The sequence below is a fragment of the Apilactobacillus quenuiae genome (assembly GCF_002994005.1).
Taxonomy (GTDB): Bacteria; Bacillota; Bacilli; order Lactobacillales; family Lactobacillaceae; genus Apilactobacillus; species Apilactobacillus quenuiae.
This window is the reverse complement of record NZ_POSN01000003.1, coordinates 14,850-29,585: the sequence shown is the minus strand read 5'-3', so window position 1 is coordinate 29,585 and position 14,736 is coordinate 14,850. Positions and strand designations below refer to the sequence as shown.

19 protein-coding genes and 1 other annotated feature are annotated in these 14,736 nt (G+C 29.2%); of the genes, 10 read left to right on the top strand and 9 right to left on the bottom strand.

Annotated features, from left to right (window positions below; translation table 11 throughout):
* Positions 1 to 50: 50 nt before the first annotated feature.
* Together pnuC and C7N44_RS04255 are read left to right on the top strand one after the other, a co-directional pair.
* A complete protein-coding gene (pnuC, locus tag C7N44_RS04260) occupies positions 51 to 803 on the top strand; it encodes a nicotinamide riboside transporter PnuC (RefSeq protein ID WP_105956674.1) in 753 nt (250 codons plus the stop codon).
* A 107-nt stretch (positions 804 to 910) separates the two neighbouring features.
* Positions 911 to 1,798, top strand: coding sequence for a DNA/RNA non-specific endonuclease (locus C7N44_RS04255; RefSeq protein WP_105956673.1), 888 nt, complete (start codon positions 911 to 913; stop codon positions 1,796 to 1,798).
* 37 nt (positions 1,799 to 1,835) lie between these two features.
* Here C7N44_RS04255 and C7N44_RS08000 read toward each other — a convergent pair whose 3' ends face one another.
* The 5 genes from C7N44_RS08000 to C7N44_RS04235 all read right to left on the bottom strand — a co-directional run bounded on the left by C7N44_RS08000 (position 1,836) and on the right by C7N44_RS04235 (position 5,381).
* A complete protein-coding gene (locus C7N44_RS08000) occupies positions 1,836 to 1,979 on the bottom strand; it encodes a hypothetical protein (RefSeq protein WP_157945038.1) in 144 nt (47 codons plus the stop codon).
* Between the two features lie 4 nt (positions 1,980 to 1,983).
* Entirely contained in the window at positions 1,984 to 2,718 is a 735-nt protein-coding gene (locus C7N44_RS04250; RefSeq protein ID WP_105956672.1) for an ABC transporter permease, read from the bottom strand.
* A gap of 3 nt (positions 2,719 to 2,721) precedes the next feature.
* The gene (locus C7N44_RS04245; protein ID WP_105956671.1) at positions 2,722 to 3,609 is read right to left on the bottom strand and encodes an XRE family transcriptional regulator; all 888 of its coding nucleotides are present in this window, start codon (positions 3,607 to 3,609) and stop codon (positions 2,722 to 2,724) included.
* Positions 3,610 to 3,788: 179 nt separating this feature from the next.
* Positions 3,789 to 4,955 (bottom strand): tetratricopeptide repeat protein, encoded by a 1,167-nt coding sequence (locus C7N44_RS04240; RefSeq protein ID WP_105956670.1) that lies wholly within the window; start codon positions 4,953 to 4,955, stop codon positions 3,789 to 3,791.
* A gap of 93 nt (positions 4,956 to 5,048) precedes the next feature.
* Positions 5,049 to 5,381, bottom strand: coding sequence for a hypothetical protein (locus C7N44_RS04235; protein ID WP_105956669.1), 333 nt, complete (start codon positions 5,379 to 5,381; stop codon positions 5,049 to 5,051).
* Between the two features lie 196 nt (positions 5,382 to 5,577).
* On the opposite strand from C7N44_RS04235, the gene C7N44_RS04230 reads away from it, so the two are divergent.
* From C7N44_RS04230 to C7N44_RS08140, 3 genes are read left to right on the top strand one after another with little or no spacing between them, the layout of a single operon-like run.
* Entirely contained in the window at positions 5,578 to 6,396 is an 819-nt protein-coding gene (locus tag C7N44_RS04230; protein ID WP_105956668.1) for a TPM domain-containing protein, read from the top strand.
* A gap of 24 nt (positions 6,397 to 6,420) precedes the next feature.
* A complete protein-coding gene (locus C7N44_RS04225) occupies positions 6,421 to 7,032 on the top strand; it encodes a LemA family protein (RefSeq protein ID WP_105956667.1) in 612 nt (203 codons plus the stop codon).
* Positions 7,033 to 7,077: 45 nt separating this feature from the next.
* Positions 7,078 to 7,206, top strand: a complete 129-nt coding sequence (locus C7N44_RS08140; RefSeq protein ID WP_263851158.1) for a hypothetical protein — start codon at positions 7,078 to 7,080, stop codon at positions 7,204 to 7,206.
* 108 nt (positions 7,207 to 7,314) lie between these two features.
* On the opposite strand, the gene brnQ is transcribed toward C7N44_RS08140, so the two are convergent.
* From brnQ to C7N44_RS04205, 4 genes are all read right to left on the bottom strand, one after another.
* Entirely contained in the window at positions 7,315 to 8,670 is a 1,356-nt protein-coding gene (gene brnQ, locus C7N44_RS04220; RefSeq protein WP_404799038.1) for a branched-chain amino acid transport system II carrier protein, read from the bottom strand.
* Between the two features lie 135 nt (positions 8,671 to 8,805).
* Positions 8,806 to 9,039: a binding site (T-box leader), on the bottom strand.
* A 530-nt stretch (positions 9,040 to 9,569) separates the two neighbouring features.
* Entirely contained in the window at positions 9,570 to 10,208 is a 639-nt protein-coding gene (locus C7N44_RS04215) for a hypothetical protein (protein WP_105956665.1), read from the bottom strand.
* A 69-nt stretch (positions 10,209 to 10,277) separates the two neighbouring features.
* Entirely contained in the window at positions 10,278 to 10,640 is a 363-nt protein-coding gene (locus C7N44_RS04210) for a TIGR02328 family protein (protein WP_105956664.1), read from the bottom strand.
* Positions 10,637 to 11,017 carry a YbgA family protein gene (locus C7N44_RS04205; protein WP_225362943.1) on the bottom strand — a complete coding sequence of 127 codons (381 nt, stop codon included), beginning with the start codon at positions 11,015 to 11,017 and terminating at the stop codon, positions 10,637 to 10,639. The genes C7N44_RS04210 and C7N44_RS04205 overlap by 4 nt, the downstream gene beginning before the upstream one ends.
* A 141-nt stretch (positions 11,018 to 11,158) precedes the next feature.
* On the opposite strand from C7N44_RS04205, the gene C7N44_RS04200 reads away from it, so the two are divergent.
* From C7N44_RS04200 to C7N44_RS04180, 5 genes are all read left to right on the top strand, one after another.
* Positions 11,159 to 11,467, top strand: a complete 309-nt coding sequence (locus C7N44_RS04200) for a toxin-antitoxin system HicB family antitoxin (protein ID WP_105956663.1) — start codon at positions 11,159 to 11,161, stop codon at positions 11,465 to 11,467.
* Between the two features lie 19 nt (positions 11,468 to 11,486).
* Positions 11,487 to 12,314 (top strand): SPFH domain-containing protein, encoded by an 828-nt coding sequence (locus tag C7N44_RS04195; RefSeq protein ID WP_105956662.1) that lies wholly within the window; start codon positions 11,487 to 11,489, stop codon positions 12,312 to 12,314.
* Between the two features lie 104 nt (positions 12,315 to 12,418).
* Positions 12,419 to 13,396 carry a S66 family peptidase gene (locus tag C7N44_RS04190; RefSeq protein ID WP_105956661.1) on the top strand — a complete coding sequence of 326 codons (978 nt, stop codon included), beginning with the start codon at positions 12,419 to 12,421 and terminating at the stop codon, positions 13,394 to 13,396.
* A 92-nt stretch (positions 13,397 to 13,488) separates the two neighbouring features.
* Positions 13,489 to 14,028 carry a GNAT family N-acetyltransferase gene (locus tag C7N44_RS04185; RefSeq protein WP_105956660.1) on the top strand — a complete coding sequence of 180 codons (540 nt, stop codon included), beginning with the start codon at positions 13,489 to 13,491 and terminating at the stop codon, positions 14,026 to 14,028.
* A 62-nt stretch (positions 14,029 to 14,090) separates the two neighbouring features.
* A complete protein-coding gene (locus C7N44_RS04180) occupies positions 14,091 to 14,639 on the top strand; it encodes a hypothetical protein (RefSeq protein ID WP_105956659.1) in 549 nt (182 codons plus the stop codon).
* Positions 14,640 to 14,736: the final 97 nt, after the last annotated feature.

Below are 14,736 nucleotides of genomic sequence, written 5' to 3'. Positions count from 1 at the left end.
GGTATGTTCTCCTTAAAAATTATATATTTAAATAGGGGAGAATTTTTAAATTGTCATCATACTTTAAATTCTTGGCTCATCAATTAAAAGGTTGGCCAAAACAAAATTATTATTTATTTTTCTTTAGTTTAGGTTGCCAAGTTATGACATTGGTAAATGCACCAATCACATGGCTTTCAATCTTAACTTTTATTGGAACCACTTTAGGGGTTCTATGTGTCCTTGCAATTAATGCTGCTAAATCTGTTAATGGTGTTTTAGGTATTTTATCTGGTATTTGTTTTATAGTTGTTGGATTTACTTCAAAGAATTATTTGAGTATTGGTGAACAAATTGCTTACATAGCCACACTTGATATTCCAGTATTGCTAAGTAAGAACTGGAACGTCAATATGGTTTCTAAAATTCGTAAATTTACTGCTAAAAGTTGGGTGATTTCTATTGCCTTTACTGCAGTTGTATTCGTTGGATCAGGTTTTGCAATTCAAGCACTAACTGATGATGGTCGTCCATTCTATGATGCATTTAGTTTCGCTGTTTGTTTAACAGCTGGAATTATTTGTTTCATGAGATATAACAACCAATACTTCTGGTGGTTAGCATCAGGTCTTGCTCAATTGGTATTATGGTTCATCACTTTCAAGGAAGGTTCTGCTACTTTAGCAATGTTTGTAAACAGTGCAATTTATGTTGCAAATGATGTTTTAGCATTTACTACTTCTCCTTGGTTCAATGAAAAAGAAAAACAACGTTTGATCAAAGAAGAACAAGCTTATGCTAATAAAGTGGAAGTTGAAGAATAGTTTTCTTAAAAGCTGGATTTTTATCCAGCTTTTTTATTTTATTTAAAATTATATATTGGTGACTATGTTAAGATTATTATTAGATAAATTATAGGGATGGATAAGAAATGAAAAACAAAGGTTTAGTGATTAGTTCTTTATTTTTAGCGTTAGTTTTAACTGGCTGTGGATCAAAAAATGCTGACAATCAAAACAATGTTAAAGATAATAATATCAATATAGCAAGTAAAGATGACAAGTTTGTGGATCAAAAATTAGATCAATTAGAATATAAGTCAGGTGACCAATCATATATTGAGGTCAATAATAATAAAGCTAATTTAAAAGCTACTGACTGGAAGTATAATCATGTTGTTTATGCTAATTTGGATCATTTAAATCGTACTTCTGCTGGTAACATTGCTTATTTGGAACATCGTAATCTAGCAAATGGTAGTTTAAGAAGTACTCAAAGAGTTGAACCTACTGCTTGGCACCAAAAATTTGTTGATGGTGCTGCCATTATTAATCGTGGCCATGAGATTGCTTATAGCGTTTCTGGTGGCATTAGCTTAGATGGTAGTTATAAACCAGGACTAAAATCTGGTGATCAAAATAATATAAAAAACTTATTTACCCAAAGTGCATTTAGTAATCAAAAAGTGCAAACTATTTATGAAACTAAAGTTAGGGATGCTTTAAAAGAAGGTAAAAAAGTAATTTATAAAGTTACGCCTATTTTTAAGGGTAATAATTTAATGGCTAGTGGTGTCCATATGCAGGCACTTTCCACTGATAATATTTTGAACTTTAATGTTTACTTATATAACGTTCAACCAGGAATTAAATTTGATTATGCTACTGGTAGATCAAGAATTGATAAAAGTATGAATGTACCTACTCCTGAAGGAGCACCTAACTTTAATAACAATCATCGTTCATATAGAAATAATCATCATTATGTACGTAACTATCGTCATTACAATAACTATCATAATTACCATCATTATAGATAAAGTAATAAAAGGATTGATTCGTAATGAATCAATCCTTTTATTTATAAGCTTTTTTAGACTGATAATATCCTAGATCATAGTCTTTCATTGCATTTTTGTGATAATGATTACTATACTGATTATCATAATATCCGTGTTCATAATTATATTTAACAAAATCATGAAGATTATTAAATTTCATATTTCTATGCCACTTCCTTTTTTATAAATTTAAACCAAATTATTAATAAAAATGGGATTAGGGTGATGATAAAAGTAATTATAAACATTGAGAGTGATTGGCAAATGCTTTGCTTATTTATAATCTCATTACTGATATCCATTACATAGTGAAGTGGGAAAATTCTTTGGATAATATCGATAATGTTAACGAATCCTCCTGATAACATTTGCTTGTAAGGTACAAACAAATTACCAACAACTAACATTAATGGAGTTGCGCTTGCATCAACAGTTTTGCTATCTAACATAATTCCCCAAAGAAAACCAATAACACTTAAGTATATGCCAATTAATATTGTTAATAATATTAACATTAATAATTGATAGTTCATTGCAAGTGAATTTGATACTAATCCAATAAAAGTTATGAAAACTACAATAATTAAGTTAAGAATAACTTGGGTAATAATATAATCTAGTAGAAAATTCCAAATGGAATAATTAGTTATTTTGCTTTGAAATGTATAAAAATTTTTAGTATTGCTTACGCGTTTTGAAAAAGTAACGATACTATTACCTACAATACCAATCAGGCAACCTATCATAAAAAGGGTATTTTGATCTAAGCTTTTGGTTACACCTTCATAACTTTTAGATAAGTATAATAACATTAGGTACCATAATACTGGAAATACTATAGTAAATAGTAGGAATCTTTTATTACGAAATACTTTTTTTAATTGAATTTTTAATATCATATGCTACTCCTTGTTCATTATTCGATACCATTGTTCAATGGTTTGATTATGACTATGAATTGTATCTACTGATGCATCTTGAGATATTTGCCCATTTTTTATTAAAATTACTCTTGAAAAGAATTTATCAATTTGATTAAAGTCATGGGTAATGGTGATTACTGCGCCACCAATATGATCAATATATCTCCAGAAAAAATCAATGGTGTCTAAATCCATGCCAACAGTGGGTTCATCTAACAACAGTAATTTTGATGGTCTAATCACGCTAATTAATAATGATAATTTTCTTTTTTGTCCACCAGACAAACTACTTACATAGTCATTTTTATTATTAAATAGATTAAATTTCTTGAGAAGATTGTTAGTTAATTCTTTAGAATAACTCTTATTAATTGCAGATGATAAGTTAATATGTTCATTAACTTTTAAATCATTGATCAAATTATCTTGTTGTGGCATAACATTTAAATTTTTATGTTTATTAAAGTTATAAGTGATTTTTCCTTTATCTGGTTGCTCTATTCCAATTAATGTTTTAAATAATGTAGATTTACCAGTACCATTACTTCCTAGTAGGGCTATTCTTTCATTGCCATGAATTTCTAAATTGATATTTTTTAATACTGGTTTATTAAATGATTTATATAGTGAATCAATTTTTAAGATAATTTCTTTGGATATTTTATTTTTACCTATTAACAGATAATTTAAATCAACATTGAACACATCTGATAAATCAATCAATTTATCAATACTAGGTTCACTTTCACCATTTTCCCATTTTGAAATTGATTGTCTTGAAACAAACATTTTATTTGCTAATGCGCCTTGAGAAAAATTTCTTTGTCTTCTTAGTTTAATTAATTGGCTACTAAAAACATTTTTCATAACTATGTCCTCCTTTGAACAATTTTTATTATCCTTTAAATTTTAATATAGTAAATGTTAATTGAATTATTTATGTATATTATTGACTGACAAGCTCGCAACTGTTAGTTGCAACGTTGATATAACAGCGATTTAAAGGCACAATAAAAAGGATTGGTTCAACTAAGAATCAATCCTTTTTATTCTTTATTAGTATCAATTAAAATTTCAACACGCGAATCTGCTAAATCAAAATCTTCATGTTTATCAAAGGTTTGATCAAAATTAGTATCTCGAATGCCCCAAATATGACTGTCAGCAATGTTATCTTCTGCTACATCATCTTCAAAATATTCTTTCGCAAGTGCCAAAACAAATGATCTCATTTCAGTATCACTGTATGAAACATTGGTTTTATAATTATCAAATATTGCTCTTTGATGATTATTTTTATCAGATATTACTTTTTCATCTTTGATTTCTAAAGGGCTTTTACCTGATAACAGTAAATATGAAATATGATTAGTTTTGTTATTGATTAATTTATAGAAATTAAATGTTAATTCTGGTGGGACGTTTACTCCACAAACATCATATATTTCAGCCCCTTGATCAATTAATGTATAATCTTCACCTAAAAGTATCGATAAATTATTTTGAACTTCAAATAATGGTAAGTTTGTTGGAAGAAAATCTTCAAAAGCTTCTTGCTTAAACCCATGATTAGAATTAAAATTACGAATTTTATTCAATAATTTTTTAGTATCTTCAGTAGGAAACAATTGAACACGGTCATCATATTTTTTTTCGATTTTGTCAAAATCCATTTTTTTAAAGGTTCCAATAGGGCTATTTAACATGGTATGTGATAAAGCTTGGCCAATTACGAAATCGGTTGCAAAAATTGGCAAATCTTGTTCCTCTTGATTATTAATATCGTCTAATGCTTCCTTAGTTGCTTCATATAATTTGTCAGTTTGATCAATATTATCTAAAACCTTATTTAAGTATAAATTAGCTTCATAAACATTCCCATTATTAAATAGTAATTTTCCTAAGTAATAGTTAGCTTCAACATCATTTTCATTATATATCAATGCCTGTTTAAATAAGTGTACACCAATTGGATCCAATTGATTACCATATTTAGTGAATAACATGCCTAGTTTAGTTAAAATGACATTACGATCAGGAATGTCACCATTAATTTCTTCGATTGACTTTGTATTAGCAGGGTAAATAGCAATTGCAGCACTGAATGCTTCAATCGCTGTTTGTTTTTTGTCATTATCATAATTTTCATTGCCAAAGTTAATAAGTTGGGCAATTTTTTGAGATTTATTTTTTCCCAATTCGATAGCTTCCATCTATAAAAACTCCTGACATAATTTTTATTCTTATGATATAACTAATTTCAAAATAAAAAAAGGATAAGACTAGTTATCCTTTTGATTGTTTTTTTAATTACCTAGTACTAATGCGACATTAGCAATAATAGTACAGATATAAGGAAACTTAATGTCTGGATTGATGAACCATAATGCAATTGTCAATACAATCATAATTATTGCTAAAAGAAAGTCAAATTGAGTATTTCGAATAAAAAATGCTGCTATAATTTGGCATATTAGTAATATAATTACAGCAATACCAACTACATCATATATGATTGTTGTCGTTGGTAATTCTGCTATTGGTTCAATTGGAATAATATCCAAACCAATAATCATACCTGCCATTACACTCAAAATGACGCTAATGGTTCTAAAAATAATTGAAATATATTTGTACATACATAAAGCCTTCTTTAATTATCTTCAATTCAAAAGTAGTCTAAAAAGATTTATTTTTCAAATTTTTAGCTAAGTTTTTCTTTACTATTTTATGCCAATCAATTAATATGCTCTTAAGAAGTAATTGCAAAGGTGGGATGAATCTACGAAATCTTTAAAGAGATTATTTTGCTTATTATTACCAGTATTTATACTTATGACAATTGCTAGTAGTATTAACTCACATGCTGAGTCGATTAATCCTACACCAACGAAAGAATATGTAGTTGATGATTATGCAAACGTATTGTCTGATAGTACTAAACAGGTAATTATTGATCAAGCAAAAAAATATCAACAAACAGCAGCTAAACCACAAATTGTTGTGATGACCGTTAAATCCACTGGTGGACAATCGATTGCTGATTACGCTGATAATGTTTTAGAAAATGCTCGCTGGAAATTGGGTAAAAAAGGTTTAGATAATGGAACGTTAATTTTATTTGCTCAAAATGGTGGTAAAAATAATGTTAGAATTAGTACGGGTTATGGAATTGAAGGAATTTTACCTGATGGTAAGACAAACCAGATTCTACAAAACAACAAGGCTTTACTAAAATCTAATAACCTTAGCGAAGTTGATAGTGGAATTAAGCAAACTTTTCAAGATGTTGCATCTATTGTTAGTAAGGAATATGCTAACAAATCTTTAAAAGATGCTAAGGCCACTAAAGACGCTAATCAGCGTAAAAAATATTTTTCATGGGGAACTTTATTATTTCTAATTTTGATTATTGGGATAATTGCTTATTACCTTAAGAAAAATAATAATGATGATGACCATCACAACCACTATGGTGGTGGTTCCGGCGGTGGAGATAACGGCTTCTGGACTGGAGCACTGCTAGGCGGAATATTAGGATCTGGAGGCTCAGGTTCTAGTGGTGATAATTTCGGTGGCTTTGGTGGAGACTCCGGCGGTTTCAGTGATTCCGGTGGAGGAGGAGACTTCGGTGGCGGAGGCTCTGATATTTAATTTATTAAACAAGGAGAACATAAAATGATAGAAAACAAACCTTTTTACAAACGTGGCTGGTTCATTACAGTCGTTGTGCTTGCAGTTGTATTAATCGGATTAATTGGTGGTTTTATCAAATCATCAAACAGTATGGCTACTAGCGAACAAGGTGTTGAAGAACAATTAGGGCAAGTGCAAACGGTACTACAACGTCGTGCTGATTTGATTCCTAATTTAGTTAATGCAGTCAAAGGTCAACAAAAACAAGAAAAGCAAGTTTACGGTGATATTAGCAAAGCTAGAACTGAATACTACAATGCTAAATCCAAATACAATAATGCTAATAATAGTTCTGATAAAGTTAATGCTTTAAGTGGTCAAGATCGTGCCCTAAATGTAATGGTTGGATCAATTAGAGAAGCATACCCTAAGTTAGAATCTAATAGTAATATGCAAACATTAATGGTTCAACTAGAGGGAAGTGAAAACCGTATTAGTGTTGAACGTAATCGTTACAACAAGACGGCTCGTGAATACAATAATAAATTAGTTAAGTTCCCTGGTTCATTAGTTGCAAGTATCACTAACCACAAGAAAGTTAACTATTTCCAAGCTGATGAAAGCGCGCAAAAGAATCCATCAGTAAACTTCTAATTAATTCTAATTAACGTATTTTATTAAATGGGGAGGATGGTTATTATGGAAACAATTTTTATAGATGCTATCAAAGAAATCTTTGAATTTATATGTTACATCATTTTTGAAGTTATACTTTCATCAATAGCTGAATTTTTCAAAAAAGTATATAGATCTATATTTGCTCGTTAATTTAAGCTTTTTTTAAGTTGAATTGCATATACTAATAATACTTCATATATATTATCCTCCCAGAATAACAAAAAGCCCACTCAATAATTTAATTGAGCGGGCTTTTTGTTATTCTTTTTTAAATTTATAAATGATTATTCCAATGATTGCACCAACGATATCTGGAATAATCCAATCCATTTTAATGTTGGCGAATGGTAAAATATTTTGTTCAATTTGAATTAGACTTTGAATAAAGTCGATATGACTAATCATTGGTGGAAGTGATACTAGCATGTCAAAGAATGCAGGTATCAAAGTGAAGATAATGGTAGTCATATAAACGGTTTTATCACGCTTGAATAATGGTGAAAAAATTGATAATAAAATTAATGTAATTGCGAATGGGTATAAGAACATTAATACAGGTGTTGACCAAATAATAATTAAGTTTAGGCCAGCATTAGCAATTACAAATGAAATGATACAGTTTAAAACTAACCATTGATGGTAACTTAACTTGGGAAAATGTTGATGGAAGTCTTGTGCAAATGCAGATGCTAGGCCAACAGCAGTTGTGATACAAGTTAAAGTCATTAATGTAGCTAATAGAGCATGTCCGGTTGCACCTAAATAATGACCCATAAATTGGTTAAAAGTAGTTCCACCATTGTCATTACTAACTTTAAATAGATTTAATGATGTTGCACCAATCCAGATTAATATAATGTAGATAATTCCCACTAAAGATTCAGAGATTAGGCCAGCTTTTGCGGTTGCATTGGCGTTTGACTTAGGATTAGTTTTACCTAAAACATTAACTGCACTTACAACCGCAACCCCAAATGCTAATCCAGCTAAAGCATCCATTGTATTATACCCTTCAAGGAACCCATTAAAAAATGAAGCATGTTGATAGGGGGTAGAGATAGGTTGATTGGCAGTGCTACCCATAGGATGAATGAAGGCTAATAAGAATGATAAAAATAACAAGCCTAAAAATAATGGATTTAATATTTTACCTAAGCTATCTAAGATACTACTAGTTTTATATGCTAATAAAAATGTAATGATGAAAAAGATTGCAGTAAAAATTAACATTCCAATTTGAAAATACTGATGCGGAATGAAGGACTGAATTCCAACAGTGAAATTAACACTAGCAGTTCTGGGGGTTGCAAATAAAGGTCCCAAAGTTGAATGTACTAACACTAAGAACACAATCGCAAATCCAGAACCTAAGGGCTTTGCGATGTCATAAACGCCTTTGGAACGAGTGATACTAATTGCTAAAACTGATAATAATGGTAATAAGACTCCCGAGATTAAGAATCCTAAAGCAGCTGGCATCCAATTAGCCCCAGATAATTGCCCTAGATGAATTGGAAATATTAAATTACCGGCACCAAAGAATAGTGCAAATAACATTGATCCAATGATTAAATATTGTTTGATGGATAATGGTTTATTATTAAGGTCTTTGATTTCTTCTTGCATGTTTTTTCCTCCAAAATATCGTGTATTGTTGTATTATTTATTTTATTATTTACTCACGACATCTTTCATAACCATCATCTCCAATCAATCTAAAAACAAATAAAAAAGCACCCTTAGTATAAAACTAAGGGTGCTTTAGGCACGGTACCACCTTGATTGCTATTTTTTATAATAGCCAACTTCACGTACTAACATACGCTAACACTTTAATGGGTGTACCCAATATACGTTACTCTCTGATGATTTCGGTATATAGCTCCAAAGATACTTTCATAATTTCTCCTCATGTCTTTTTCCAGAATACCAAGACTCTCTTGTTGAAGTTAAATTATTACTCTGCTTTTTCATCGCTTTTAATTTACTTGTATATTTAATACTAAGAAATATATCAGTAAATTTTTTAAAAGTCAAATTTTTAAATAATGTAAATATATTATTTGAAGCTATTATACATAATAATTGAAGTTAATATTTTTCATAGTTAGGTATAATAAATTTGTATTCAATATCAAAACAACTTAAAAGTTTTGATATTGAATATAAGCGTATTAGTGTTCAGTGTTCTTACTTAATGTTTTAACTCCTTATAAAAAAATATACACAATGTTTAAACCATTGTGTATATTTTATTTGATGTTAATTTACATAACAATTGAAGTTAATAGAATCTATAATATTGTAAAATAGGTATGTATTCAATATTTAATCCATTGATTGAATACAGTTGGTAAAATAAATGATGGGTATCGAGCTGCACTTCTGATAAGCATTAATCGGGTTCCTCTCTTTATTATTTATATGTTTTATTAGTTTCCTAACTCATCTATATTGTTAAATAAAAAGACAACAAATAAATTTTTTGTTGTCTTTTTATTCCCAAAGGATTTTTATTTAATATTTAATTGATCTAAATTGATTTCCTTTTTACCAACTAAATCAGAAAGGCTTTTTTTAGAAATATAATCTGGAATTTGCTTAGCAGTTTTTACAGATGTGTAGAATTTAAAGTGATTAAATTTCTTAGCATTACTTGTAACCATTGCTTTGTATTTTTGACCATTGTATGTGATGGTTGCAGGCCAATAAGTGTTAATTTTGTAAACTGATCTAATGAAAATGGCGTTAGTTTTACCATAACGTTCCATATTTAGTGGAGGCATTCCAGCCACTGGATCAGTAGGGTGGTCAGCCATAAACATATTATTTTGAATAATCATTTTGGCATTTAGTCCCTTATACCAATTACCTAAATAATTTTTAGTGATTGGTTTATAAATGGGATTTTTATTAACATCATTACCACTTTGGGTTGCTGCATTATCATAATTATCATTAATCTTTTTATGTTTTTTTAAAGATTTTTGATATTGGTCGTTTTCATTAATACGCTTCATTAAGTTATTAGAAGTGTTTGTGATTGTATCAGCCTTATCGGTATTATGACTGAAACTATTAAAAGCAATACCACCACCGACTGCGATAACTAGCACAGCAACTGTACCAAAAATAGTTTTTTGAAATTTCATTTGAATATGTCCTTTCAGTGAATCTAATAATAAGTATAATCTTAACACGAATGCTTTATAATACAAATTTTATAAATAAATATCCTTATTTGATAGGTTCTTTAAACATTCATCTAAGTATTCATCATTGTGTTCTGGGTAAATGGGAGCAGTCAATTTAACTTCTTTTAAATTATCATATGGTTCACAAGCTGTACCGCGATAATTTTTATTTTCCCATTTTTCATTGGGACGGTAGCCTCTTTTATGCATTTCATTAATTACTAATTCATGAAATTGAAATAGTTTATAAGGGGAATGCTTAAATACATAATTTACACTAGCGTGTTTTTTACCCCAACCATTACCACGTAGAGCACAAATTTCTCGATGCTGTCCTAATAGTTGTTGACGAGGAAGTTTGCTAATTAAACTTTGATGCCATAATCTCATTTTATTTGCTCCTTAATTTCAACAATGATTCTAGAATTTTGTAAGTATTTAACTTGATATTTATCAGTTAATTGCACTAAAAACGCACCTAATTTATCATTTTTTGGTGATAAATCAGCTAACAGTTTTAAATAGTCTTGTTTTTCTTCAGGAGTTGTAATCTTTTTAAAATATCCCCACACATGTTGATAAGCGGTAACTAGAGTAGCTTTAGTGGGAGATATACTTTCTAAATCTTTAACTATTTTTTGATACTGTTGTTCTTTATCTGTATCCCACTGATTATTTTTCGCTAAGGTTCTAATTTCATTATATGCATTTTGTGAACGTGCCATGACCCAATACTTGTTATATGCCCAATCACTTTGCCAAGACAAATTAATCACCTCGAAAGTTTTCTTTTTATTCTATGTATTTTATTAAAAAATGCAAGTTTTTATTTATTTTAATAAAAGGTATTGATTATTTAATTAAAACTTTTATAATCTAGGATACTTTAAGCAAAAGGAGGATAGTCTATGAAAGTTACAATCAAATTAGATGCCGTATTAGCAGATCAAGTGAAAAAAGCTGCTGATAATGAAAAATCTAGTGTTGAAGAGTACATAGTTAACGTGCTAAGTAATAATGTTAAAACCGGCAATTTTGAGCAACGTCAATTTGTTGGTAAAAAGATTACTGGCGATAAAATAGATAGTAAGAGTCGCTTAGTAATGATGGACGGAATTTATTATCGTTTTGATTTAATCAATGAAAAAGAACCCACATTAAATACTGATTACACAGTTGTAGGTAATAATGGAAATGTTTTATATCTAAAAAAATAAATGCAAAGGAAGATGAATTATGCCATTTGGAATTAAAGTTGTTAGACAAAATTATGAAGGTTTAGTAGAAAATTGGGGAAAATATAGAAAGACACTTCAATCGGGGCTACATTTTTATGTACCATTTATGCAAAAAATTAGGAGTGTAAGTTTGGCAATGCAACCTAAGACTCTTAGAAGATATTCAATTATTACTAAAGATAATGCTGAGGTCACTGCCAGCGTTACTTTGAATTATCACGTTACTGATGCCGTTAAGTATCAATATGAAAATACTGATTCTGTTGAATCAATGTCCCAATTGGTGCGTGGTCATTTGCGTGATATTATTGGAAGAATGGAATTGAATGAAGTATTGGGATCAACTGCTAAAATTAATCAAAATTTAGCCATCGCAATTGGTGATCTAACTAATACTTATGGAATTAATGTTGATCGCATTAATATTGATGAATTAACTCCATCAGCAGCCATTCAAGATGCTATGGATAAGCAATTAACTGCTGACCGTGAACGTCAAGCTGAAATTTCGAAGGCTGAAGGGGATGCTCAATCCATTCAATTAAGAACCAAAGCTCAGAATGAAGCCTTAATTGCGACTGCTAATGCTAATGCCAAAGCTACTAAATTAAAGGCTGATGCTGAAAAATATCGAATTGATACTGTTCAATCTGGTTTGAAGGGTGCCGATAATAAATACTTTGAAAACCAATCAATTAATGCTTTTGCTGAATTAGCCAAATCTGATAGTAACTTGATTGTTTCACCAACTGAAAAAGCGGATGAATTTGGTCAAATGGCAACTTTTAAAAAAGTCTTTAAGGGCAATGAAAATCAAAAATCATAATTATGAAAAGCTGATATAAAATCAGCTTTTTTATTTGTCTAAAAATCATCCTTAAAATGTTCTTAAAATTGGATTATAATTTAATTAAAAGGATTTGTTTAATTATGAAAAAAATATCTCCATCAAAGTTAACAAAGGGTAATGAAATCAGAATTATTGCACCTAGTGATTCATTGAAAAGAGTTGGTGGTTATAATGCTAATTTATCTTCTAAAAAGAAATTAGAACGTATGGGGTTTAAAGTGACATTTGGTAAGCATGTTAATGAATGTGATATTTTAAATACATCTTCTATTTCTTCTAGAATCAGTGACTTACATGCTGCTTTCAGTGATCCTCATGTTAAAGCAATTCTTTCTGTAATTGGTGGATTAACTTCTAATGAATTATTACCTTACATAGATTATGAATTAATTAGGTTGCATCCCAAAATTATTTGTGGATTTTCTGATTTTACAGCCTTAGCTAATGCTATTACTGCAAAGACTGGATTAATTACTTATTATGGTCCAGCTTATGCTACTTTAAAAATGAATGGAACTTCTGGAAAATATCAGGATAAATATTGGAAACAAGCTTTAGTTAATAATGATTATCCCAAAACATTAATTGCATCTGATAATTGGCAAAGTGGGCCATGGTATCAAGAAAATGCCAAATTAATTCAGCATAAAAATGAATGGAAAGTCTATAATTCGGGCAATGCTACAGGGAATACAATAGGTGGCAACTTAGATACATTTAACTTGTTACTGGGAACTCCTTATCAGCCTGACTTATCCAATAAAATATTGTTAGTTGAATTTTCTGAAGCAATGTTATGGGAAGAGTTTTCTCGAAACTTGGCTAATTTACTTCAATCAGTTGAAAATCCTAAGGCTTTATTAATTGGACGCTTTCCAATGGAATGTAATATGACAGAAGAAAAGTTAATTTATATATTAAATAAGTTTCCAATACTAAAGAGAATTCCGGTTATGTATGATGTTAATTTTGGACATGCTCAACCAATCTTTACAATTCCAATTGGAGCAACAGTTACTGTTAATACTGATAATAAATTGATTACTTATAATAATTAGATGCTTTAAAAAAAGTTCTTTAACAATTAAACATTATTTATAAAGAAAACCATAATAATAAAAATTTTCACTAAATGAAAGCAGGCGATGATATGTTTCCTTATAAGATTGATGATGAAATTAATTTGATTTTACCTAATCCTCAACTACATGCTAGCACTATATTTAATTTAGTAGAATCTAATCGTTCGTATTTATCTAAGTGGTTACCTTGGGCTAATAATCTTAATAATGTAAATGATGAAGTTGATTTTCTTAATGAAAATTTACAGCAATATCGTGTTGAAAAATCATTGAATTTATTAATTCAGTATCACAATCAAATTGTTGGAGCTATTAGTTTTAATAAAATTAATCATAATCGTAAATATACAGATATTGGATATTGGTTAGGACAAGAGTATTCTGATAATAATATTATGCATCGTTGTGTTTTGGGGATGCTTTCAATTGGATTTAAAAAATATGAATTTAATAAAATCATAATTAATGCAGCAGTTGATAATGTTGCTAGTAATAGAGTTGCTAAAAAATGTGGTTTCCATCTTGATGGTGTTTTACGGGAAAATGAGTTATTACTTGATGGCTTTCATGATGAAAATACTTGGTCAATGTTATGTAGTGAGTATTGATAAATTTTGTAACTTCATATTATTTAATGTAAAATTCTAACCAAGAAAGGTGATTTTACGTTATGTTCAAAAAGTTAAATATTTCTATTAAAGGCTGGATATTTGCTGCTATAATATTTATGCTTTCATTTTATTTTGGCTTCATTTATTTTCATTCTATCGGAGTTAAGACAATTGAAACTACTTTCTTATTTATGGATTTTAGTATGTATTTGAAAGAATTAATAATGGCAGTTTTCTTTTTAGTCATTTATTTATTATTTTCATTAATTCCATCAAAAAAATTTATGATGATTCCTAATTTATTTATATTAATGAGCGCCGGTCAAAGTTTAGTTCAATTTTATTATACCTTGCCTCGTTTAAATATTTTGGGATCCACTGCTGAGTTTATTATTACCTTATCATTGTTGGGAATGTCTTATTCGTTTTCTAATGTTTCATTCGAAGTGATTGATAATGTAAGTAACAGTAAAGGCAAAAATTTTTTTGAAAAATGGATTAATCAAGCTAATAATTCATTGCTTAATCATTGGAAAATAATTTCTACATTCATCTTAATATACGTTATTTTTATTTCAATCACAATTATTACTGTAGTATTTAAATAGCTGAAAAAATTTGGCATAATTATTTTATTGCCTATTTTAGTTATTTATAAAATATTCCAAAATTTAAATTTATATAAAAGAAGGATTAAATTATCGA